Annotated in this window: 22 protein-coding genes; 19 read left to right on the top strand and 3 right to left on the bottom strand. The window is 37.8% G+C overall.

Annotation, left to right across the window (positions count from 1 at the left end; all coding sequences use genetic code 11):
• Positions 1 to 118 precede the first annotated feature (118 nt).
• From IEV09_RS01220 to cls, 14 genes are all read left to right on the top strand, one after another.
• On the top strand, positions 119 to 397 hold the full coding sequence (locus tag IEV09_RS01220) for a UPF0223 family protein (protein WP_188366436.1): 279 nt from the start codon (positions 119 to 121) through the stop codon (positions 395 to 397).
• A 1-nt stretch (position 398) separates the two neighbouring features.
• Positions 399 to 1,175 carry an inositol monophosphatase family protein gene (locus tag IEV09_RS01225; RefSeq protein ID WP_188366437.1) on the top strand — a complete coding sequence of 259 codons (777 nt, stop codon included), beginning with the start codon at positions 399 to 401 and terminating at the stop codon, positions 1,173 to 1,175.
• A 107-nt stretch (positions 1,176 to 1,282) separates the two neighbouring features.
• Positions 1,283 to 1,810 (top strand): YqeG family HAD IIIA-type phosphatase, encoded by a 528-nt coding sequence (locus IEV09_RS01230; protein ID WP_188366438.1) that lies wholly within the window; start codon positions 1,283 to 1,285, stop codon positions 1,808 to 1,810.
• Positions 1,807 to 2,916: a ribosome biogenesis GTPase YqeH gene (gene yqeH / locus IEV09_RS01235; protein WP_188366439.1), complete on the top strand. Its 1,110-nt coding sequence runs from the start codon at positions 1,807 to 1,809 to the stop codon at positions 2,914 to 2,916. The genes IEV09_RS01230 and yqeH overlap by 4 nt, the downstream gene beginning before the upstream one ends.
• An 11-nt stretch (positions 2,917 to 2,927) precedes the next feature.
• On the top strand, positions 2,928 to 3,239 hold the full coding sequence (gene yhbY / locus IEV09_RS01240) for a ribosome assembly RNA-binding protein YhbY (RefSeq protein WP_188366440.1): 312 nt from the start codon (positions 2,928 to 2,930) through the stop codon (positions 3,237 to 3,239).
• 19 nt (positions 3,240 to 3,258) lie between these two features.
• Positions 3,259 to 3,918, top strand: a complete 660-nt coding sequence (locus tag IEV09_RS01245) for a nicotinate-nucleotide adenylyltransferase (protein ID WP_188366441.1) — start codon at positions 3,259 to 3,261, stop codon at positions 3,916 to 3,918.
• Positions 3,893 to 4,471, top strand: a complete 579-nt coding sequence (yqeK, locus tag IEV09_RS01250) for a bis(5'-nucleosyl)-tetraphosphatase (symmetrical) YqeK (protein WP_188366442.1) — start codon at positions 3,893 to 3,895, stop codon at positions 4,469 to 4,471. The genes IEV09_RS01245 and yqeK overlap by 26 nt, the downstream gene beginning before the upstream one ends.
• A 6-nt stretch (positions 4,472 to 4,477) precedes the next feature.
• Complete coding sequence (gene rsfS, locus IEV09_RS01255) at positions 4,478 to 4,840, top strand: ribosome silencing factor (RefSeq protein WP_505661216.1); 363 nt, start codon at positions 4,478 to 4,480, stop codon at positions 4,838 to 4,840.
• A gap of 1 nt (position 4,841) precedes the next feature.
• A complete protein-coding gene (locus IEV09_RS01260; RefSeq protein ID WP_188366443.1) occupies positions 4,842 to 5,570 on the top strand; it encodes a class I SAM-dependent DNA methyltransferase in 729 nt (242 codons plus the stop codon).
• Positions 5,571 to 5,636: 66 nt separating this feature from the next.
• Positions 5,637 to 6,803: a nucleotidyltransferase gene (locus IEV09_RS01265; RefSeq protein WP_188366444.1), complete on the top strand. Its 1,167-nt coding sequence runs from the start codon at positions 5,637 to 5,639 to the stop codon at positions 6,801 to 6,803.
• Between the two features lie 94 nt (positions 6,804 to 6,897).
• The gene (locus IEV09_RS01270; protein WP_188366445.1) at positions 6,898 to 7,614 is read left to right on the top strand and encodes a YebC/PmpR family DNA-binding transcriptional regulator; all 717 of its coding nucleotides are present in this window, start codon (positions 6,898 to 6,900) and stop codon (positions 7,612 to 7,614) included.
• 118 nt (positions 7,615 to 7,732) lie between these two features.
• Entirely contained in the window at positions 7,733 to 9,253 is a 1,521-nt protein-coding gene (gene glpK, locus IEV09_RS01275) for a glycerol kinase GlpK (protein ID WP_188366446.1), read from the top strand.
• Positions 9,254 to 9,266: 13 nt separating this feature from the next.
• On the top strand, positions 9,267 to 9,926 hold the full coding sequence (locus IEV09_RS01280; protein ID WP_188366447.1) for a hypothetical protein: 660 nt from the start codon (positions 9,267 to 9,269) through the stop codon (positions 9,924 to 9,926).
• Positions 9,927 to 9,939: 13 nt separating this feature from the next.
• A complete protein-coding gene (gene cls, locus IEV09_RS01285; protein WP_188366448.1) occupies positions 9,940 to 11,514 on the top strand; it encodes a cardiolipin synthase in 1,575 nt (524 codons plus the stop codon).
• A 48-nt stretch (positions 11,515 to 11,562) separates the two neighbouring features.
• On the opposite strand, the gene helD is transcribed toward cls, so the two are convergent.
• From helD to IEV09_RS01300, 3 genes are all read right to left on the bottom strand, one after another.
• Entirely contained in the window at positions 11,563 to 13,845 is a 2,283-nt protein-coding gene (helD, locus tag IEV09_RS01290) for an RNA polymerase recycling motor HelD (RefSeq protein ID WP_188366449.1), read from the bottom strand.
• 105 nt (positions 13,846 to 13,950) lie between these two features.
• Complete coding sequence (locus tag IEV09_RS01295; RefSeq protein ID WP_188366450.1) at positions 13,951 to 14,484, bottom strand: nucleoside/nucleotide kinase family protein; 534 nt, start codon at positions 14,482 to 14,484, stop codon at positions 13,951 to 13,953.
• Positions 14,459 to 15,091 carry an NUDIX hydrolase gene (locus IEV09_RS01300; protein ID WP_188366451.1) on the bottom strand — a complete coding sequence of 211 codons (633 nt, stop codon included), beginning with the start codon at positions 15,089 to 15,091 and terminating at the stop codon, positions 14,459 to 14,461. The genes IEV09_RS01295 and IEV09_RS01300 overlap by 26 nt, the downstream gene beginning before the upstream one ends.
• 490 nt (positions 15,092 to 15,581) lie before the next feature.
• Between IEV09_RS01300 and thrS the strand changes: the two genes are divergently transcribed.
• The 5 genes from thrS (at position 15,582) to IEV09_RS01325 (ending at position 19,951) form a co-directional block, all read left to right on the top strand.
• Positions 15,582 to 17,516 (top strand): threonine--tRNA ligase, encoded by a 1,935-nt coding sequence (gene thrS / locus IEV09_RS01305; RefSeq protein ID WP_188366452.1) that lies wholly within the window; start codon positions 15,582 to 15,584, stop codon positions 17,514 to 17,516.
• 173 nt (positions 17,517 to 17,689) lie between these two features.
• Entirely contained in the window at positions 17,690 to 18,163 is a 474-nt protein-coding gene (rimP, locus tag IEV09_RS01310; RefSeq protein ID WP_188366453.1) for a ribosome maturation factor RimP, read from the top strand.
• A gap of 20 nt (positions 18,164 to 18,183) precedes the next feature.
• Positions 18,184 to 19,341 (top strand): transcription termination factor NusA, encoded by a 1,158-nt coding sequence (nusA, locus tag IEV09_RS01315; RefSeq protein WP_188366454.1) that lies wholly within the window; start codon positions 18,184 to 18,186, stop codon positions 19,339 to 19,341.
• Positions 19,342 to 19,359: 18 nt separating this feature from the next.
• The gene (gene rnpM / locus IEV09_RS01320) at positions 19,360 to 19,656 is read left to right on the top strand and encodes an RNase P modulator RnpM (protein ID WP_188366455.1); all 297 of its coding nucleotides are present in this window, start codon (positions 19,360 to 19,362) and stop codon (positions 19,654 to 19,656) included.
• On the top strand, positions 19,649 to 19,951 hold the full coding sequence (locus tag IEV09_RS01325) for a YlxQ-related RNA-binding protein (RefSeq protein ID WP_188366456.1): 303 nt from the start codon (positions 19,649 to 19,651) through the stop codon (positions 19,949 to 19,951). Before rnpM ends, IEV09_RS01325 begins: the two co-directional genes overlap by 8 nt.

Consider the following 19,951-nt stretch of genomic DNA (forward strand, 5'->3'; position numbering starts at 1 on the left):
TTGTTCGTATAAAAAACACAATTGCGCAAAGCAAGGCCCTACTATCTATTTTTTGTTTTTGTTGAATTTATGTTAAAATAGAGTTAGTAAATATAAAAATGATTGAGGTTTTAAAAAAATGAAAGATTACCAATACCCCATTGATATTGAATGGACAACAGAAGAAATGATTTTAGTGATGGATTTATGGGCGGCTGTAGAAGAAGCTTACGAAAAAGGGATTGCGAAACAAACGTTTTTAGATAGATATCGTGGCTTTAAAACGGTGGTAAGAAGCATTGGAGAAGAACGGAAGTTGGGGAAAGAATTCGAAGCAATCTCTGGCTATTCTTTGTATCATCTTGTACAAGAAGCTAAGCAATCAACGAAATCCACACTAAAAATGAAAGGAAAATAATATGCAGATTTTAATTAATGAGATGAAACGCTGGATGGTAGAAGCCGGCGAAAATTTAAAAAAAGCTCTTGCTAAAGAATCGTTGGAAGTCGATACGAAATCAAGTCGGACAGATTTAGTTACCAACCTCGATAAGCAAACGCAAGATTTTTTAATTGAACGCATTGTATCTTTTGATTCAACAGCTAATATATTAGCGGAAGAAAACGGGAAACATGCGCTATCAAGCATGGAGGGTCGTGTCTATGTCATTGATCCGATTGATGGCACGATGAATTTTGTTTTAGAAGGTGAAAACTTCTGTATTATGGTTGGGATTTATGAAGACGGAGAGCCGGTATTGGGCTTTATTTATAACGTCATAAAAGAAGAGTTCCTTTGGGGTGGTCCGTCAATCGGTGTGTATTTAAATGAAGATCGTGTCAATCAACCGACAATTCCTTCACTTTCCGCCGGTTTAGTTGGTATCAATTGTAAGATGTATCGCGAAAATGTTGGAAACTCACAAGAAATTGGTCGTCGTTCAATGGGCGTTCGTATGTCGGGCTGTGCCGGGGTAGAGTTGGTCCATTTGGCACTTGGACGCCGTGTTGCTTATATTTCAAACTTATCACCTTGGGACTACGCAGCAGGTGGCGCGATCTTACAAACATTTGGCATGAAGCTATCGAATTTTAATGGCGAGCCCTTAAAATTCGACGGACAAGAGCAATTTTTAGCGGCTTCTGCACCAATTTATGATGAAATTCTAGCGATTGCCTTAAATACAGAAAAATAATTTTAAAATCAAGGATAAAAACTGTTTTTTAGTTACTATTTGTTGTATAATCAACGGTTGAGGAGTACAGGAACGTGCTCCTTGATTTTTTGCTTAAAGGAGAAAATATGTTTTTAAAATATAAACCAACTTGGATGGTAGAAGCCATTTATCAAATTACCCCAGAGCATTGTCACAGCCTTGGGATTAAAGCAATTTTGACAGACTTAGATAATACACTCATTGCTTGGGATAATCCAAATGGAACCGATGAATTGCGTCATTGGTTAGAAGGGATGCAAGCAGCCGGAATCCCGGTGATGGTTGTTTCAAATAATAGCCATGATCGTGTCGCTGCAGCATTAAATTTTTTAGATTTAGAATTTATCCCACGGGCATTAAAACCATTTACTAAAGGAATTAATCAAGGAGTTGAACGCCTTGGTTTAACCAAAGAAGAAGTCATCATGGTTGGTGATCAACTGATGACGGATATCAAAGCTTCAAATACGGCAGGTGTTCGTAGTGTCTTAGTTAAACCCGTCGTTGCGACGGACAGCTGGAAAACACAGTTCAACCGTTTTATGGAACGTAAAATTATGCGATACTTACAAAGTAAACACCCAGATATGATCTGGCAAGGGGAGTTAAAATGATAGAAGAAATCCAATGTATTGGTTGTGGTGTCAAGATTCAAACAACCGATAAAACCGAAATGGGTTATACACCTAAAGGCGCACTTGAAAAAGGCTTGGAGACAGGCGAAGTGTATTGCCAACGTTGTTTCCGTCTGCGTCACTATAATGAAATTCAAGATGTTTCATTAACCGATGATGATTTTTTAAGATTGTTAAATGAAATTGGGCAAACAGAAGCACTAATCGTTAATGTAGTTGATATTTTTGATTTTAATGGTTCACTGATTCCAGGATTGCACCGTTTTGTCGGTGATAATCCAGTGTTATTAGTTGGGAACAAGGTCGATATTTTGCCGAAGTCATTAAAAACACCAAAATTAACGCAGTGGATGAAAGAACGTGCACACGAAGTCGGCTTGCGTCCTATTGATGTCATGTTAACGAGTGCGATGAAGCCACAAGAAATGGTCAATTTATTAGACGCGATTGAAAAACATCGTAAAGGTCGAGATGTTTATGTTGTTGGAGTAACCAACGTTGGGAAATCAACGTTGATTAATCAAATTATTAAACAAACAGCAGGTGTTCAAGAGTTAATTACAACGTCACGTTTCCCAGGAACAACGCTAGATAAGATTGAAATTCCATTGGATGATGGTAAAGCATTAATTGACACACCAGGAATTATCCACCGTCACCAAATGGCGCATTATTTAGGGGCGAAAGACTTAAAAATCGTTACGCCACACAAAGAAATCAAGCCGAAAACTTACCAATTAAATGCGGGTCAAACATTGTTTTTAGGTGGGTTAGCTCGTTTTGACTTTATTCAAGGAGAAAAGAGTCCGTTTACAGCATACTTATCAAATGATTTAGAAATTCACCGCACGAAATTAGAAAAAGCGGATGAGTTTTATCAAAAACATGTCGGTGGTTTATTACAACCACCTCGTCCAACTGAAGTGGCAGATTTTCCAGAATTGGTTCGTTATGAATTTTCAATTAAAGAAAAGACCGACATTGTTTTCTCAGGATTAGGTTGGGTTACAATTACAAAACCTTGCGTTGTTGCAGGTTGGGCACCTAAAGGGGTAGCCGTACTAAAAAGAAAAGCGTTAATTTAAGGAGATTTTATATGGATTTAAGAGGAAAGCAAAAAAGTTTTTTACGTAGTCAAGCACATCACTTACAACCAATTTTTCAAGTTGGTAAAGGTGGCATGAATGACGCGATGATTCAACAAATCGGTGAGGCACTTGAAAAACGTGAGTTAATCAAAGTGACGTTATTACAAAATACGGACGAGACAGCCGAAGAAGTGGCTGCAGCGTTAGAATCGGCTTTAAGATGTCAAGTTGTTCAAATTATCGGTAAGGTTTTAGTTGTCTTCAAACCATCAACAAAAGATAAATACCGTAAAATTTCTGAGCAAGTTCGTAGAATATAAAAAAGGTTGGTGAGTTGAAATGAGGATCAAAACAATCCAAGATATTCAGACGCTTCCAGTCGCAGAAGAGTCATTTTCGACTGAAAAAAGGAAGCAAGTTGGTTTACTAGGAGGAAATTTTAATCCTATACATGTCACTCATTTAATCGTCGCTGACCAAGTAGGTCGAAGCTTAGGCTTAGATCGTGTCGATCTAATGCCTTCATTTACACCACCACACGTCGATCGAAAGGAAACAATTGATGCCAATCATCGATTAGCAATGATTGAGTTAGCGATTAAAGGTAATTCAATGTTAGGTATCGAGACGATTGAATTGACACGTGGTGGAACGAGTTATACCTATGAAACGATGCTTGCTTTAAAGGAGAAAAATCCTGATACGGATTATTTCTTTATTATTGGTGGAGATATGGTAGAATATTTACCTAAATGGCATCGTATCGATGAGTTAATGACGCTCGTTCAATTTGTCGGTGTACAACGACCGAACTATCCACGAGAAACTTCCTATCCAGTTATTTGGGTGGATGTTCCTCTAATGGAGATCAGTTCAACCATTGTTCGGACGAAAATTGCACAAGGTTGTTCGATTCGTTATTTTGTACCAGATAGCGTCCAAGCTTATATTGAGGAAAAGGGGCTGTATCAAGATGACAATCAATTTTCTAAAGCGTGAAGAACTGGTCAGTAAGGTACAAAGTCAAATGAGTGCCGCCCGTTTTCAACATGTACTTGGTGTCGAAAAAAGTGCGATTGCTTTAGCGCGACAATATGGCGCTTCACCAGAACAAGCGAGTATCGCTGCGCTAACACATGACTACGCAAAAGAGCGAAGTGATTTAGAGTTCCTACAAACGATTAAGGAACAGGATTTTGATCCGGCATTGTTAACTTGGAATAATGCGATTTGGCATGGAATTGTGGGTGCTTACTTTGTCAAAACAGAGCTAGGCATTGAAGATGAAACGATTTTACAAGCGATTCGCCTGCACACGACGGGAGCGGCAGAGATGACGCTACTAGATAAAATTATTTATGTAGCGGATTATATTGAAGCTGATCGTGATTTCCCAGGCGTTGAGGAAGCTCGTCGTTTAGCAACTATTGATTTAGATTTGGCTGTAGCCTATGAAACGAAACAAACGTTACTTTATTTAATAAAAAAAGAATTACCGATTTACCCAAAAACGATAGAAACATATAACCAATGGGTAGTCAAAACAAACTAGGAGGAGATTCCCATAGAAAGTAAACAGATTTTAGAATTAGCAGTAAAAGCAGTTGATAGTAAGCGTGCAGAAGATATTATGGCATTAGAAGTAAAAGACATCTCATTGTTAGCCGATTACTTCTTAATTTGTTCAGCGAATACTGAGCGTCAAATTTCAGCGATTGTGGATGCCGTAATTGAGCAAGCTCATAAAGAGAAAGTCATTGTCAATCGTGTTGAAGGAAAAGATGGAGGTAAGTGGATTTTAGTTGATTTAGGTGATGTGATTGTTCATGTATTCAGTACATCAGAACGTGCATTTTATAACCTTGAGAAACTTTGGTCAGATGCCCCACTTGTAGCAATCTCTGATTGGATTGATGAGTAACATGGCCTACGAAACGTTTGCTTTTGTGTATGATGAAGTGATGGATACGACATTGTATCAACGTTGGCTTGATTTTTCTTTACGTCATTTAAATGGCCGTAAACAAATTTTAGAATTGGCGTGTGGAACAGGAGCTTTAGCGGTTGAGTTCGCAAAAAATGGCTTTGATGTCACAGCGTTAGACTTATCAGAAGAAATGTTAATGATTGCCAGTGCACGCGCACAAGAAGAAGAGTTGGAGATTCAATTCGTAGCAGGGGACATGCTTGATTTAGCCAATAGTGGCACGTACCAAGCGGTGACTTGTTTTTCTGATTCCCTTTGTTACATGAAAGATGAACAAGATGTACAACAAGTATTTGACGGTGTCTATCAAATATTAGAAGAAGAGGGGATTTTCATTTTTGATGTCCACTCAACGTATCAAGTCAATGAGGTCTTTCCAAGCTATAGCTACCATTATCAAACAGAAGAATTTGCCTTTTTGTGGGATAGCTACCCAGGAAAAACAAAGCATAGTATTGAACATTTCCTAACATTCTTTGTTGAAGATGAAGAGGGGAAGTTTATCCGCGAAGATGAACTACATGCTGAAAGAACGTATCCACTGGCTCAATATTTGAGTATGTTGGAAAATGCTGGCTTTCAAAGTGTTGAAACATATGCAGATTTCATTGATATTGAACCAAATGAGAAAAGCCGTCGCTGGTTTTTTGTTTGTCAAAAATAAAAACGAGTAGACGAGAGAAAAAGTGTAAGAACTTTTCTCTCGTCTTCGTTGTTTAGGAGGAAGTAGATGAGAGCCTGTGGTGTAATCGTTGAATATAACCCTTTTCACAATGGTCATCGCTATCACGTAAAACAAGCCCGTCAACAGTCTGGAAGCGATGTGATTATCGCGGTCATGAGTGGCAATTTTCTTCAACGTGGCGAACCGGCAATTATTGATAAATGGCAACGTGCTAAAGCAGCACTTGCTAATGGCGTAGATTTGGTTGTCGAATTGCCGATTGAATGGTCACTCCAACCAGCTGATTATTTTGCAAAAGGTAGTGTTGCGATTTTACAAGCGTTAGGCTGTGAGAGTCTTTGTTTTGGAACGGACAATCATTCGACTTTTGACTATCAAAACTATGGTGAAATAATGATTGTAGAAGAAGAGCGTATTAATGCTTTGTTTCAATCGTTGAAGAATGATAATCAAACATACGCAGAGAAAATGCAACGAGTGATGGCGCAACTATTTCCAGAATGGGTGACAAAAACGGTTCAACCAAATCATATTTTAGGTTTAAGCTATAGCCGAGAAAATGCAAAATATGAACACCCGATGAACTTATTTCCGATTAATCGGATTTCTCAAGGTTATCATTCCCAGTCGCTGGAGACGACGATTGCTAGTGCAACAGCGATTCGTCAAGGTTTAGCAAAAAAACAAGCTATTTCACACACGGTACCGCAAGAAACGCTTGATGGCTTAGCATCTTACCATGTTTTTTGGGAGTCTTTTTGGCCGTTACTGAAATATGAGTTATTGGTTCGCTCATTAAGTGATTTGAAAAAGATCTATCAGATGTCTGAAGGATTAGAACATCGATTGAAAAAAAGTGCGAAAATAGCAAATAGTTTCGATGAGTTTTTAGCACAAATTAAATCGAAACGTTATACCCAAACACGTTTGCAACGATTGTGTTGCTATGTGCTTTTAGGAATTACAGTTGAAATAATGGACAACGCATGGGAGCATCCGAGCATTCAAGTGCTTGGCTTTACCGAACAAGGCAAAGAATATTTAAGACAAGCCAAGGAGAGATGCCCTTTGCCGATTCTTTCTAAAATAGGAAAAAAAGAAGAGCAGCAATTTGGATTGAAAATTCGAGCAGATCAAATTTATATGTTAGCAAATTCTAAGATTCAAGAGCAAAACTTTGGGCGCTATCCAATTCAAATAAAGAATCCGTAAAAAATACTTCACAGATTGATAATCGCAAAGTATAATAATGAAGGATATTGACCAACCGATGAAGTTGGTAATAATTAGAAAGAGAAGTGGGAATATGGGTCGTAAATGGCAAAATATTGTAGAAAAGAAAACAGCTAAAGATAACAATACAAGTAAAACGTATGCAAAATTTGGAATTGAAATTTATGCTGCAGCAAAATCAGGGGAACCAGACCCCCACTTAAACCAAAAATTAAAATTTGTTATTGATCGAGCGAAAATGTATAACGTACCAAAACATATTATTGATCGTGCGATTGATAAGGCAAAAGGTTCAAGTGACGAGCAATTTTCTGAACTTCGTTATGAAGGTTTCGGACCGAATGGCTCAATGGTGATTGTCGATACATTGACGAATAATGTGAATCGTACAGCTTCAGATGTGCGTGCAGCTTTCGGTAAAAATGGTGGAAATATGGGTGTTTCTGGTGCAGTTGCCTATATGTTTGATCATACGGCTTTAATTGCTTTTGCAGGTGATGATGCGGATGAAATTTTAGAATACTTAATGGAAAAAGACATTGATGTACGAGATGTTGAAGCAGAAGAAAATCAAATCATTGTTTATGGTGAGCCGGAAGATTTCCATGCGATCCAAGTTGCGTTAAATGAAAAAGGAATCACTGAATTTAGTATTGCAGAAATGCAAATGATTCCGCAAAATGAGATCACACTAGCCGGTGATGACTTGGTGATGTTTGAGAAAATGATCGACGCATTAGATGATCTAGAAGACGTTCAACAAATTTACCATAATGTAGAACTTGACTAAGAAGAAGCGTGAAGGGAAGGGGAAAACCTCTTCTCTTTTTCTTATTTTAACTCACAGTGAATTGGTTATGTTATAATATAATTCACGGAAAAAGAATGTGAGTAAAGGGTGGCAATGAATGGAGAAAAAGTACATTTTAGCGATTGATCAAGGCACGACGAGCAGTCGAGCAATTGCCTTTACGAAAGACGGAAACGCCTACGCATCAAGTCAAAGAGAATTTCCACAAATTTTCCCTCAAGCTGGTTGGGTCGAACATGATCCAATTGAGATTTGGAATTCCGTGCAAAATGTGATTGCTGGAGTTTTAATTGAAGGGAAGATTCAGCCAGAAGAAATCCAAGCGATAGGTATTACGAATCAGCGCGAAACAACGGTTATTTGGGATCGATTAACGGGTGAACCAGTCTACAATGCGATTGTCTGGCAGTCGAAACAATCGAGTAGCGTCGCTGATTATTGGAAAGCACAAGGCTATAGTAAGATTGTTAAAGAAAAGACGGGTTTGCCGATTGATTCTTATTTTTCAGCAACCAAAATTCAATGGCTCTTTGAACAACAGCCGGAATTGAAAGAACGTGCGAAAAAAGGTGAACTTCTATTTGGGACAATTGATACTTGGCTTTTGTGGAATTTAACAGGCGGTCAAGTTCATATGACCGATTTAACGAATGCTAGTCGGACAATGCTATTTAATATTCATGATTTGACTTGGGATCAAGAGCTGCTCGATTTATTCGATATCCCTAGCAGTCTGTTACCTAAAGTCGGCTCAAATACAGAAATTTTTGGTTATACAGATGCAAGTGATTATTTGTTTTTTGGACAAAGAATCCCTATTGCTGGCATCGCCGGGGATCAGCAAGCGGCTCTAATTGGTCAAGGTGCCTTTCAGGTAGGTATGATTAAGAATACGTATGGTACTGGAGCGTTTATTTTAATGAATACAGGAGAGACAGCGATTTCTTCTGAACATGGTTTAATCACTACGATTGCTTATCAAATTAAAAATCAGGTAATCTATGCGTTAGAAGGCAGTATTTTTGTTGCTGGCTCTGCGATTCAGTGGTTGCGTGATGGGCTTGAATTGATTGAAGACGCTTCTGAAACGAAGCATTACTGTGAATCAGTCAAAGATAGTGAAAATTTGTATGTGGTGCCTGCCTTCACTGGATTGGGTGCGCCTTATTGGGATCAAGAAGCGCGAGGGGCGGTGTTTGGGCTAACGCGTGGCACAAATAAAGCCCACTTCATCCGAGGTACAGTAGAGGCCATAGCGTACCAGACAGCAGATGTGGTGCATACAATGGTCCAAGAAGCCAAAGTACCAATCACGCTGCTAAAAGCGGATGGCGGTGCTTCGCGCAATGATTTTTTAATGCAATTTCAAGCAGATATATTGCAAACAACGGTTAAGCGACCAAGTTTTTTGGAGACTACAGCATTGGGTGCAGCCTTTTTAGCTGGACTAGCTACTGGTTTTTGGCAAAATTTTGATGAAATTAAGGGGATGTATCAGAAGGCTGAAACGTTTGAACCACAGATGCCTCAGGAGGTTAGTGACAATCTTTATGAGGGATGGCAAGAAGCAGTGGAAGCGACAATGAAGTTTAAACATCGCCCGATAAATAAAAAATGATAGGAGAGAGTAAATGGAACAAGCCATTATGTTAAAACCGTTTGATCGAATTTTAAGCGGATATGAAAAATTGACAGAAGTTTCAGTAACCATTAGTGACTGTTCTTATTTGGCTACTCGCTACAAAGAATTTGGTGTTCAAGGTTACCGTTTAGGTGATTTCCGCGGGATGAGCTATTTGAATCGTTTTTTAAATTGCTCAGTTACACGTGCTCCGATGTTAATCTACAAAGAGGATTATTTGATACCGTTAGTTTTTCGGATGACAGAAGATTCCTATCGTTTGTTTGAGGAGTCGGTTCGTATGGAAGCTTTCTTTTACTTATTAGATTGGCACTTAGAAAACAAACCGAAGAAAGTCATTATGAGAGCGGCGAAGGATGACCCATTACCTCGTGCGAATCCACACGGCATAATCATTGATAGTGCTTATGTTTCGTTTCGTTTATCTGAAATTTTAGATGGTGCAGGTTTTCCACTGAGCCAAATTTCTAGTTTAGAAGAATTTATTGATTGGAATCGTAATAATAAATTAATCGATAATGGTGGAATTGGGCGCCACAGTAAGATCTTTGATCGTGAGAATCCACAAAATATGTCAGAGTTAGCAGTCATATTTAAAATTATTCATTTGAAATATCCAGAAACTAAATTATTTGAAGTCAAGAATTAAGTTGGAGGAGTAAATGAAAAAAGAAAATAGAGATTTGTTTGAAAAGGGGAAACAAGGGGCGTTACAATTACTTTTTAGCCGCTTTGGTATTATTTTAATACTATTATTTATTCAAGTTTGGTTATTATTTGGTTTATTAGATTACGTAGCAAATAACTACATTCATTTATATTATGCTGGGAATATGGTCTTCACTTTAACGGGTTATATTATTTTATTTAATAGCCCGAGTGATAACAGCGTGAAAATGACGTGGATGATTGTCTTTACGGTATTGCCTGTAGTAGGTATTTTACTATATCTTTATACAAGACTAGAGTTTGGGCATCGTATGGAGCGTCGTCGTCTAGTTGCGATTATTCAAAAAAGTCGCAGTTTAATCGGGATGGAAGATAAAACAAAGAAACAATTGCAGGAACACAAGGATCTTCAAGGGCTTGTTCGTTTTGTCAATCAGACGAATGCTTTTCCTGTCTATCAACAATCGGACGTGACGTATTTTTCGTCTGGCGAAGAAAAATTTGCTGCACTATTAGAAGAACTCAGTAAAGCCAAATCGTTTATTTTTATGGAATACTTTATTGTTGGTAGGGGTGAAATGTGGAGTCAGATTCTCGAAATACTGATTGAAAAAGCTCGAGAAGGTGTCGAAGTTCGTTTTATGTATGATGGTTTTTGCGAATTCTCGTTATTACCTCGGTCTTATTCGGCTGATTTAAAAAAACTTGGAATTAAATGCAGAGTTTTTTCACCGATTCAACCGTTAGTTTCTACCGTCTACAATTTTCGAGACCATCGTAAAATTTGTGTGGTTGATGGACAAGTTGCTTTTACCGGTGGAGTGAATCTAGCGGATGAATATATTAATAAAGTTGAACGTTTCGGTCATTGGAAAGATACCGCCGTTCGGATCAAAGGAGACGCTGTCGAGAGCTTTACGTTAATGTTTTTACAGATGTGGGCGCTGGATGGTGACACTTCGGACTTTGAACACTGGTTAAACGTGCCGAAGGAAAAAACATTTACAGCAGATGCTCAAAAAGGCTGGGTATTACCTTATGCCGATTCACCACTTGACTCGGAACGGGTAGGTGAAATGATTTACTTTGACTTATTAAATAAAGCGCAAGAATCGGTGCAGATTATGACGCCGTATTTAATTTTAGATGGTGAAATGGAAACAGCGCTCACGTTTGCAGCCAAGCGTGGTGTAACAATCGATTTAATTTTGCCGCATATCCCGGATAAGAAATATGCATTTGCGTTAGCTAAAAGTCATTACCGGACCTTAATTGAAGCTGGGGTGAATATCTATGAATACACGCCAGGGTTTGTCCATGCTAAAGTTTTCGTCGTTGATGAGCGAAAAGCAACCGTTGGAACGGTCAATCTAGATTATCGTAGCTTCTATCATCATTTCGAATGTGGTGTTTATTTAGAAGATGTCCCTGCAATTGCTGAGATTACAGAAGACTTTAAGAAAACGATAAGCCTTTCACAAAAAATTACTTTGTGGGATATTCGTAATGAGAAAACAATGACGAAGATAATGGGATGGCTACTAAAAATCTTTGCACCACTAATGTAAAAAAAAGCTCCTAAAAAGTCTTTTAATAGACTTTTTAGGAACTTTTTGCTATTTTGATTGCGTGATTTGATAAGTTGCGGGATCGGTTAATGAAAATAAGGGACTTTTCGTTACTGGAGTTAAAATGGTCAACTCATGCATCGCACGCGTTGCGATAGTATATAAAATGAGTTGATCTTGATGATTCACGAAATTATCACCAATGTTCCAAGCGAAGACACTATCAAATTCTAGACCTTTTGCTAGGTAGGCGGGGATAATCATAATATTGCGTTTCATAAAATCATCTTCTGAAGTAATTAATTGAATCTTATGTTGCGTTTTCTCATCAAAGTGAGCATATAAATTTTCACATTCTTCGACGGTTTTACCAATAATAGCAATCCGCCAATGTGGATGGTTTTGATGGGTTGTCATTGTGTGGCTTAATAATTCTTCGACCATTGTTTGGGTAGTTGCTGCTTGAATTAAGGTCGGGATTTTACCGTTACGTGCGGTGGTTTTTACTTGATCTTCTTGTGTTAAGAATTGATTTGCAAAATCAGTAATTTCTTTGGTTGAACGATAACTGGTTGTTAATTGATAACGAGCAAGGGACTCATCTGGGAATAAGTAATCGAGTGAATCAACAATCGTTTCATTACCAAAAACTTTTTGGTTTAAGTCGCCGCATAAACTAATCCCAGCTTTCGGATAAAGCTCTCTTAATAAAGCAACTTGAGATGGAGGGAAGTCTTGCATTTCATCAATAAAGATAAAACGAGCTTTTTGTTCGACATCCATTGGGAAAAGACTTTTTGATAATAAGTAAAATAATATGCCATCTTCTTGCGAGAGTTGACGTTGACGGAACTGCTGTTTGAGCTCATTTAAATGATTTGACCATTCTGCTTCTGAAAGATTAAATTTATTCAAAATACTTGTTGGCACTTGCTGTAAGAAATGTAAATATTGTTTTGGGTTATTAATAAATTGGAAATTCTTAACACCATTTGTCATGCTGCGGAATTTTCGGCGAACAATTTGCATACGAATTTTCTTGCGTAAGCGACGCTCATTTTCTTCAGTATATTCTTGATGTGGATCATTCTCAAAAAGTTCTTGAATTCGATCTTCTGTTTCTTCCTTGACCCAAGGTTTTCGTAACTCATCTCGTTCTAGCCCACCAATTTTTTTCAATAATTTTGTTTGAAGCAATTGGCTACGTTGATACAATGGTAAATTTGGATTGGTGTCGTTATACCACTGACGAATCTGTTTTCTAGAGATATAGAGTTCACCTTTAATCTTAAGATCGCGAAAAAGTGGTCCAACGGCTGTAATATTTTCGATATAGGCATCAATTCGGCGTACAAGTTGTAAGCTATTTAATAGTTTTTCGACTTGGTTATCTTTGCCAGATAAAAAGTGACTTTCTTCCTCTTCTTCGCTGATGATTTCATACTTAGGTAATAGGTGATGTAGAAAATCTTTAAAGGTTCGTGTAGGTACTTCGCTTTCACCTAATGAAGGCAAAACTTGTGAAATATAATCAGAAAATAAATGGTTAGGTGAAAATAACAAAATGTGATCGTCTTCTAACCATTTACGATTACGATACATTAAGAAAGCAATACGTTGGAGTAAAGCGGACGTTTTTCCACTACCAGCAATTCCTTCAATTAAAAGGACTTTGTTTGTTGTGTCGCGAATAATTTCATTTTGAGCTTGTTGAATGGTTGAAACAATGTTTTTCATTTGACCAGATGAAGCTTCATCTAAAATTTCCAGTAAAAAATCATCGTTAATATTCTCAGCGGTGTCAACCATAGAGATCATTTCGCCATCTTGAATTTTAAATTGACGTTTTAGTAAAAGATCCACCTCAAAATGATCGGTGTCTGTACTATAAAAAGTGGGTCCTAATGTCCCGTCATAATACAAGTTGGCAATTGGTGCACGCCAGTCAATGACTAAAGTATCCTCGTTTTTATTTCGTAAGGAAGCAATTCCTAAGTATAGTGTTTCTTCTGGTTCAATCCCTTCTTTAAAGTCAATTCGAGCAAAATAGGGAGATTTTTCCATCACGCTTAATGTTTTCAGGCGCTTTTTTTGTGCTTCGGCCGTTTGGTAGCGTAATAGTAAATCCTGCTCATGTTGTTGATATTCAACAACGGATTCATAGAATGATTCTTCTGAACCGGTATTTATTTTTTTCTCAGCTACTTCTTTTAATTGATCCTGTAATGAATCAATACTTTTTTCTTGCTGAATTTTGATAATTTCTTTTTCGTTATCAATTAATTGAATGATTTTAACTAACTGATTTTTTTCCATTTCACGGGTAGTCATACAGGCATACCTCCTAAAAATTTGACCTTAAAAGTATAGCACATAAATGAATAGAATACGAAAAAAAGTTCTGATTCTTAATCACTGATGAGAATCATGCCTTTTTTAGATGAAAGGCATGATTTTTAAGGCGTTTGTTTCAGGAGGATTTATTCCGTCAAGTACAAGGTCGCAAGAAGGTAAGACGGTTTTTTCATGTAACGAAATGAGAGGTTGAACAAATTCAATATACGTCTGGCACCAGTCAAAAATAGTTTGAGGTGCGCTGTGTTCATTATATTCACGTTTAATGTAACGAGCTAAGGCAATATCAAAAGGTGTTTGTAAGTACACTGCTAAGTCGATGTATTCATTTAATATGTGATGCGTTCGACCGAAAGGAAAGTCCACTAAAATTAGAGGGACTTTTCCATAGAAGATATGAAAATCACGCATTAATGCCGTCAAATCATATTGATTGATTGCAAGTAACGGTTCTTGTAAGAAAAAGTCAAATGTGGGCGAGTTTGGTAAAGCATCGATACTGTAATCGTCAAAAGAGAGGCACTTTGCTTCAGGGTGTAATTCAAGTAGTGTGTGACAGAGTGTAGATTTACCACCTGCAGTGACTCCGCTAATCGTTAGGACTTTTGTGTGCATTTATGTGACCTCCGTCGATGTGAATATTATTTTTTATTGACTTCAGTATCTGTAGTTGTTCCAGAGAAGTTCTTTTAGTGGAAAGAGGGGGTAACTGATCCCAAGAAAAGTAGGCTGCTTGACTCGTTTCGTGGTTTGTTTGAAAATGGCCTCCTAGTACCTCGCAAGCGAAGACCAATTTATAAAATTGGAAAGTCTGTGGGCTATTTGTTTGTTGTGTGTCAAAGATGGCTAGTAAAGAGCTAACGGTGACTTCGAGTCCTGTTTCCTCAAGTACTTCAAGTTGAATGTTTTCAATGGGTGATAAACCGACCTCGGCAAAACCACCTGGAAGTGACCACTTTTTTGTTTGGTTATCTTGAACAAGTAAAACTTGATTGTTTTTGGTAATCACTGCGCGAACATCAATCTTTGGTGTTGCGTAACCTTGTTCTGACGTAAAGAGGTCAACAATGCTTTCGATGGGGTGGTCACTTAACTGACTCATTAGTGTGATAGCGATTCTTTCTAGTTCTTGATAACGTTCTTGATCAAAAGGGTCTTTCCCAAAAGTTTGACCATTTTGAGCGATGGCAAGTATTCGTTGGTAAAGTGCTAAAACGTTCATAGTAACACGCTCCTTTTCTTATCTTATTTTAACAAAAGAAAATGACTGCTGAATAGTACTTGTTTCGACTTTATTAAAAAAGTAGGAAAGATTTGAAAAAAAATGAGAAAAACTGTCCATCAATTTAAGAAAACAAAATAAAAATTGAAAGTCGCTTGCATTTTCTTCGGAAAAGTGCTTAAATAGGAACATATTTGATTGATAAAAAAGACACCTGCATTTGAGAGTCTTCTATTAGAGAGGAAAAGCTTGGCTGAAACTTTTCCAGAAGAAAACCAAAGAATGACCACTTTTTTTACAACCTTTGTCGAAACAAGGGCGGTCGTTTCCGTTATCACGCTTGAGAAATATACAATCTTTTGTTGTATATTTAAATTTAGGTGGAACCACGATGATACGTCCTAATATCGCATAGAGCGGTATGAGGGCTTTTTTTATTGCAAAAAAAACAGGAATTGCAATAAAAAATCTATATATAGGAGGAAAAAAAATGATTAAAGTAACATTTCCAGATGGCGCAATCAAAGAATTTGATGCTGGGATTACAACAAAAGAAATTGCCGAAAGCATTTCAAAAAGTTTAGCTAAAAAAGCATTAGCAGGAAAAGTTAATGGTGAGTTAGTCGATTTAGAATTAGGAATTGAGTCAGATGCTAGTTTAGAAATCGTGACATCTGATCACGAAGATGCATTAGCATTATTACGCCACTCAACGGCTCATTTAATGGCACACGCGATGCGTCATTTATATCCGAATATTCATTTCGGTGTGGGACCTGCGATCGATTCTGGTTTCTACTATGATACAGATAATGGGGAAAATCCAGTAACTGCAGAAGATCTCGCTGCTATTGAAGCAGAAATGATGAAAATCGTAAAAGAGAACCATCCGATTGTTCGCCGTGTACTATCAAAAGAAGAAGCACTTGAACTGTTTGCTGGAGATCCGTATAAAGAAGAGTTAATTAATGATTTGCCAGCCGATGAAGTGATTACGGCTTATGAGCAAGGCGACTTTATTGATTTATGTCGTGGGCCGCACTTGCCATCAACTGGGCGCATCCAAGTCTTCCAATTATTATCTGTAGCTGGTGCTTACTGGCGTGGAAATTCAGACAACCAAATGATGCAACGTGTCTACGGAACAGCCTTTTTTGACAAAAAAGCCTTAAAAGAATTTATCCAAATGCGTGAAGAGGCTAAAGAACGTGATCACCGTAAACTAGGGAAAGAATTAGATTTATTTATGCTTTCTCCAGAAGTGGGTGCAGGATTACCGTTCTGGTTGCCAAAAGGTGCAACGATTCGTCGTACAATTGAACGTTATATTACCGATAAAGAAATTGCGTTAGGCTATCAACACGTTTATACACCAATTATGGCTAACGTAGAATTTTATAAACGCTCAGGTCACTGGGCACATTACCACGAAGATATGTTCCCACCAATGGATATGGGTGATGGCGAAATGCTTGTACTACGTCCGATGAACTGCCCACACCATATGATGGTTTATAAAAATGACATCCACTCATATCGTGAATTACCTATTCGTATTGCAGAATTGGGTCAAATGCACCGTTATGAAAAATCAGGTGCATTATCTGGATTGCAACGTGTCCGTGAAATGACCTTAAATGATGGGCATACGTTTGTACGTCCGGATCAAATCAAAGAAGAGTTTAAACGCACATTAGATTTAATGACTGCTGTTTATGCGGACTTTGATATTACCGATTACCGTTTACGTGTTAGTTACCGTGATCCAAAAAATACAGAGAAATACTTCGATGATGACAATATGTGGAACCATGCGCAAACAGTCTTGAAAGAAGTAATGGATGAGTCTGGTTTAGAGTACTTCGAAGCAGAAGGTGAAGCAGCTTTCTATGGACCGAAATTAGATGTTCAAGTAAAAACAGCTTTAGGTAATGAAGAAACATTATCAACCATCCAATTAGATTTCTTATTACCAGAACGTTTTGATTTAACTTATGTTGGAGAAGACGGTGAAAACAACCACCGCCCTGTCGTTATCCACCGTGGAATTGTATCAACAATGGAACGTTTCGTTGCTTACTTAACTGAAGTGTACAAAGGTGCATTTCCAACATGGTTAGCGCCTGTTCAAGCGACGATTATTCCAGTATCCGTTGAAGCGCATCATGAATATGCCCAATTAGTGAAAGAACGTCTGCAAGAAAAAGGTATTCGTGTTGAATTAGACAATCGTAATGAAAAAATGGGTTATAAGATCCGTGCTTCGCAAACACAAAAAGTTCCGTATCAAATCGTTGTCGGCGATCAAGAAGTGAATGATGCTTCTGTAAATATCCGCCGTTATGGTTCGAAAGAAACAAGTGTGCAAGCATTAGATATCTTCGTTGATGCTATTGCCGCAGATGTTTGGAATCGTAGCAAGTAAAGTTCGAACAATAAAACTAAATGTTTGCATGCGATTTCCTTGAGTTTTCTGAAAAAATATGTTATATTTCTAAATGTAATGATACTTGAGTCGAGTGAGGGGCAATTTTCCCCTCACTCTTTTTATGGAATGAAATGGATTTCGTTACGAGAGATAAAAGGAGGGATCACATTTTGAGTACGGTTGTGGAAACTGTTACGGATTTAGTAACACCGATTTTGGAAGCGGAAAATTTTGAGTTAGTAGAGGTAGAGTTTGTCAAAGAAGGGAAAAACTGGTTTTTACGTGTTTTCATTGATAAAGCAGAAGGTATCGATCTTGAAGATTGTGCACTTGTTAGTGAACGTCTAAGTGACGCCTTGGATGCCATGAACCCTGATCCGATTCCACAAGCTTATTTTCTTGAGGTTTCTTCTCCTGGAGCAGAACGCCCATTGAAAAAAGAAAGCGACTATGAAAAAGCTTTAGGAGCGTATATTCATGTTTCTTTCTATCAATCAGTTGATGGCGAAAAACAATACGAAGGCTTTTTACAGTCATTTGACGACGAACAATTGGTTCTAAAGATTCGTATTAAAACAAGAGAAAAAGAAATGACTTTTGATCGCAAAAATATTGCCCACGCTCGTTTAGCGGTTCAATTTTAATAACGGAGGATTCAAAGAAGATGAGTAAAGAAATGTTAAACGCCTTAGACGCGCTAGAAGCTGAAAAAGGCATCTCAAAAGAAATTGTCATTGAAGCGTTAGAAGCAGCCTTGATTTCAGCATACAAACGTCACTATGGCCAATCGCAAAACGTTGAAGTTGTCTTTGACAATAAAAAAGGAAACATCCATGTTTACGCGGTAAAAGAAGTAACCGAAGAAGTGATGGATTCTCAACTAGAAGTTTCTCTGAAAGACGCAATCTTAATTAATCCCGCTTATGAAATTGGTGATAAAATCCGTTTTGAAGTGACGCCGAAAGATTTTGGTCGAATTGCAGCTCAAACAGCGAAACAAGTTATTTTGCAACGAGTTCGTGAAGCGGAGCGTAATATTATCTATACGGAATTTAGCGCATATGAAAATGATATTATGCAAGGGATTGTTGAGCGTCAAGATAACCGCTACATTTATGTAAACTTAGGTAAAATTGAAGCTGTTTTATCAAAACAAGATCAAATGGCGAATGAATTTTATCAACCGCATGACCGTATTAAGGTATATGTATCAAAAGTTGAAAACACATCAAAAGGCCCGCAAGTTTTTGTAAGCCGTAGCCATCCAGATTTATTACGTCGCTTATTTGAGCAAGAAGTACCAGAAGTCTATGATGGTACAGTTGAGATTGTTAGCATCGCACGTGAAGCTGGCGATCGTTCAAAAGTGGCTGTTCGTTCACACGATCCAAACATTGATCCAGTTGGAACTTGTGTGGGACCAAAAGGACAACGTGTACAAGCTTTAGTTAATGAATTAAAAGGCGAGAACATGGATATTGTTGAATGGAGCGAAGATCCAGCAGTCTTTATTGGGAATGCTTTAAATCCAGCAGAAGTTAGTGATGTCATTTTCTCAGCAGATAATCCAAAAGCATGTACGGTTGTTGTTCCAGATTACCAACTATCATTAGCAATCGGTAAGCGTGGACAAAACGCTCGCTTAGCTGCTAAATTAACTGGCTTTAAGATTGATATCAAATCAGAGTCAGATATGATGAGTTATTATGAAAACTTAGAAAAAGAAGTACAAATGGAAGAAACCGTAGTGGATGAAGTTATCATGGGAAATCCAGATATGACTTCAGATGACTACGAGAATGTAACGTTCGATAACGAATAATTTCGAGGTGGGATTTATATGAAAAAAAGAAAAATTCCGATGAGAAAATCTGTTGTATCTGGCGAAATGTTCCCGAAAAAAGAATTGTTACGGATTGCCCGTTCAAAAGAAGGCGTCGTTTCAATTGATCCGACAGGTAAAGCCCCAGGACGCGGTGCTTATTTGGCAATTGAGCCTAAAGAAGCACAGGCAGCATGGGATAAAAAGGTTTTTGATCGCGTGTTAGAAACGAAAATTCCTGATGCGTTTTATCAGGAATTACTAGATTACGTCACGCATCAAAAAGCTCGAAAAGAGTTGTTTGCAAATGAATAATCAAAAAGTTTTAAACTTGTTAGGCCTGGCGATGCGTGCAGGAAAGTTAATCAGTGGTGAAGAGTTGACACTAAAAGACATTCGAGCTCAAAAAGTTCATTTAGTGTTTGTCGCAAACGACGCTGGGAAAAACACGCAAAAAAGTATTAAAGACAAAAGTTCTTTTTACAAAGTTACTTGCTCAACTGACTTTAATTCAAATGAATTAAGTCAGGCAATCGGTAAAAGTCGAATGGTCGTAGGTGTCAAAGATCGTGGCTTTTCTGAGAAGATGAAGGAACTATTATTAGGTTAG

The organism is Enterococcus alcedinis (assembly GCF_014635985.1).
Taxonomy (GTDB): domain Bacteria; phylum Bacillota; class Bacilli; order Lactobacillales; family Enterococcaceae; genus Enterococcus_I; species Enterococcus_I alcedinis.

Bases quoted from the DNA above. Each gene is read 5' to 3' on its own strand.
- IEV09_RS01220 (WP_188366436.1), top strand. From the start codon at position 119: ATGAAAGATTACCAATACCCCATTGATATTGAATGGACAACAGAAGAA.
- IEV09_RS01225 (WP_188366437.1), top strand. From the start codon at position 399: ATGCAGATTTTAATTAATGAGATGAAACGCTGGATGGTAGAAGCCGGC.
- IEV09_RS01230 (WP_188366438.1), top strand. From the start codon at position 1,283: ATGTTTTTAAAATATAAACCAACTTGGATGGTAGAAGCCATTTATCAA.
- yqeH (WP_188366439.1), top strand. From the start codon at position 1,807: ATGATAGAAGAAATCCAATGTATTGGTTGTGGTGTCAAGATTCAAACA.
- yhbY (WP_188366440.1), top strand. From the start codon at position 2,928: ATGGATTTAAGAGGAAAGCAAAAAAGTTTTTTACGTAGTCAAGCACAT.
- IEV09_RS01245 (WP_188366441.1), top strand. From the start codon at position 3,259: ATGAGGATCAAAACAATCCAAGATATTCAGACGCTTCCAGTCGCAGAA.
- yqeK (WP_188366442.1), top strand. From the start codon at position 3,893: ATGACAATCAATTTTCTAAAGCGTGAAGAACTGGTCAGTAAGGTACAA.
- IEV09_RS01260 (WP_188366443.1), top strand. From the start codon at position 4,842: ATGGCCTACGAAACGTTTGCTTTTGTGTATGATGAAGTGATGGATACG.
- IEV09_RS01265 (WP_188366444.1), top strand. From the start codon at position 5,637: ATGAGAGCCTGTGGTGTAATCGTTGAATATAACCCTTTTCACAATGGT.
- IEV09_RS01270 (WP_188366445.1), top strand. From the start codon at position 6,898: ATGGGTCGTAAATGGCAAAATATTGTAGAAAAGAAAACAGCTAAAGAT.
- glpK (WP_188366446.1), top strand. From the start codon at position 7,733: ATGGAGAAAAAGTACATTTTAGCGATTGATCAAGGCACGACGAGCAGT.
- IEV09_RS01280 (WP_188366447.1), top strand. From the start codon at position 9,267: ATGGAACAAGCCATTATGTTAAAACCGTTTGATCGAATTTTAAGCGGA.
- cls (WP_188366448.1), top strand. From the start codon at position 9,940: ATGAAAAAAGAAAATAGAGATTTGTTTGAAAAGGGGAAACAAGGGGCG.
- helD (WP_188366449.1), bottom strand. From the start codon at position 13,845: ATGACTACCCGTGAAATGGAAAAAAATCAGTTAGTTAAAATCATTCAA.
- IEV09_RS01295 (WP_188366450.1), bottom strand. From the start codon at position 14,484: ATGCACACAAAAGTCCTAACGATTAGCGGAGTCACTGCAGGTGGTAAA.
- IEV09_RS01300 (WP_188366451.1), bottom strand. From the start codon at position 15,091: ATGAACGTTTTAGCACTTTACCAACGAATACTTGCCATCGCTCAAAAT.
- thrS (WP_188366452.1), top strand. From the start codon at position 15,582: ATGATTAAAGTAACATTTCCAGATGGCGCAATCAAAGAATTTGATGCT.
- nusA (WP_188366454.1), top strand. From the start codon at position 18,184: ATGAGTAAAGAAATGTTAAACGCCTTAGACGCGCTAGAAGCTGAAAAA.
- rnpM (WP_188366455.1), top strand. From the start codon at position 19,360: ATGAAAAAAAGAAAAATTCCGATGAGAAAATCTGTTGTATCTGGCGAA.
- IEV09_RS01325 (WP_188366456.1), top strand. From the start codon at position 19,649: ATGAATAATCAAAAAGTTTTAAACTTGTTAGGCCTGGCGATGCGTGCA.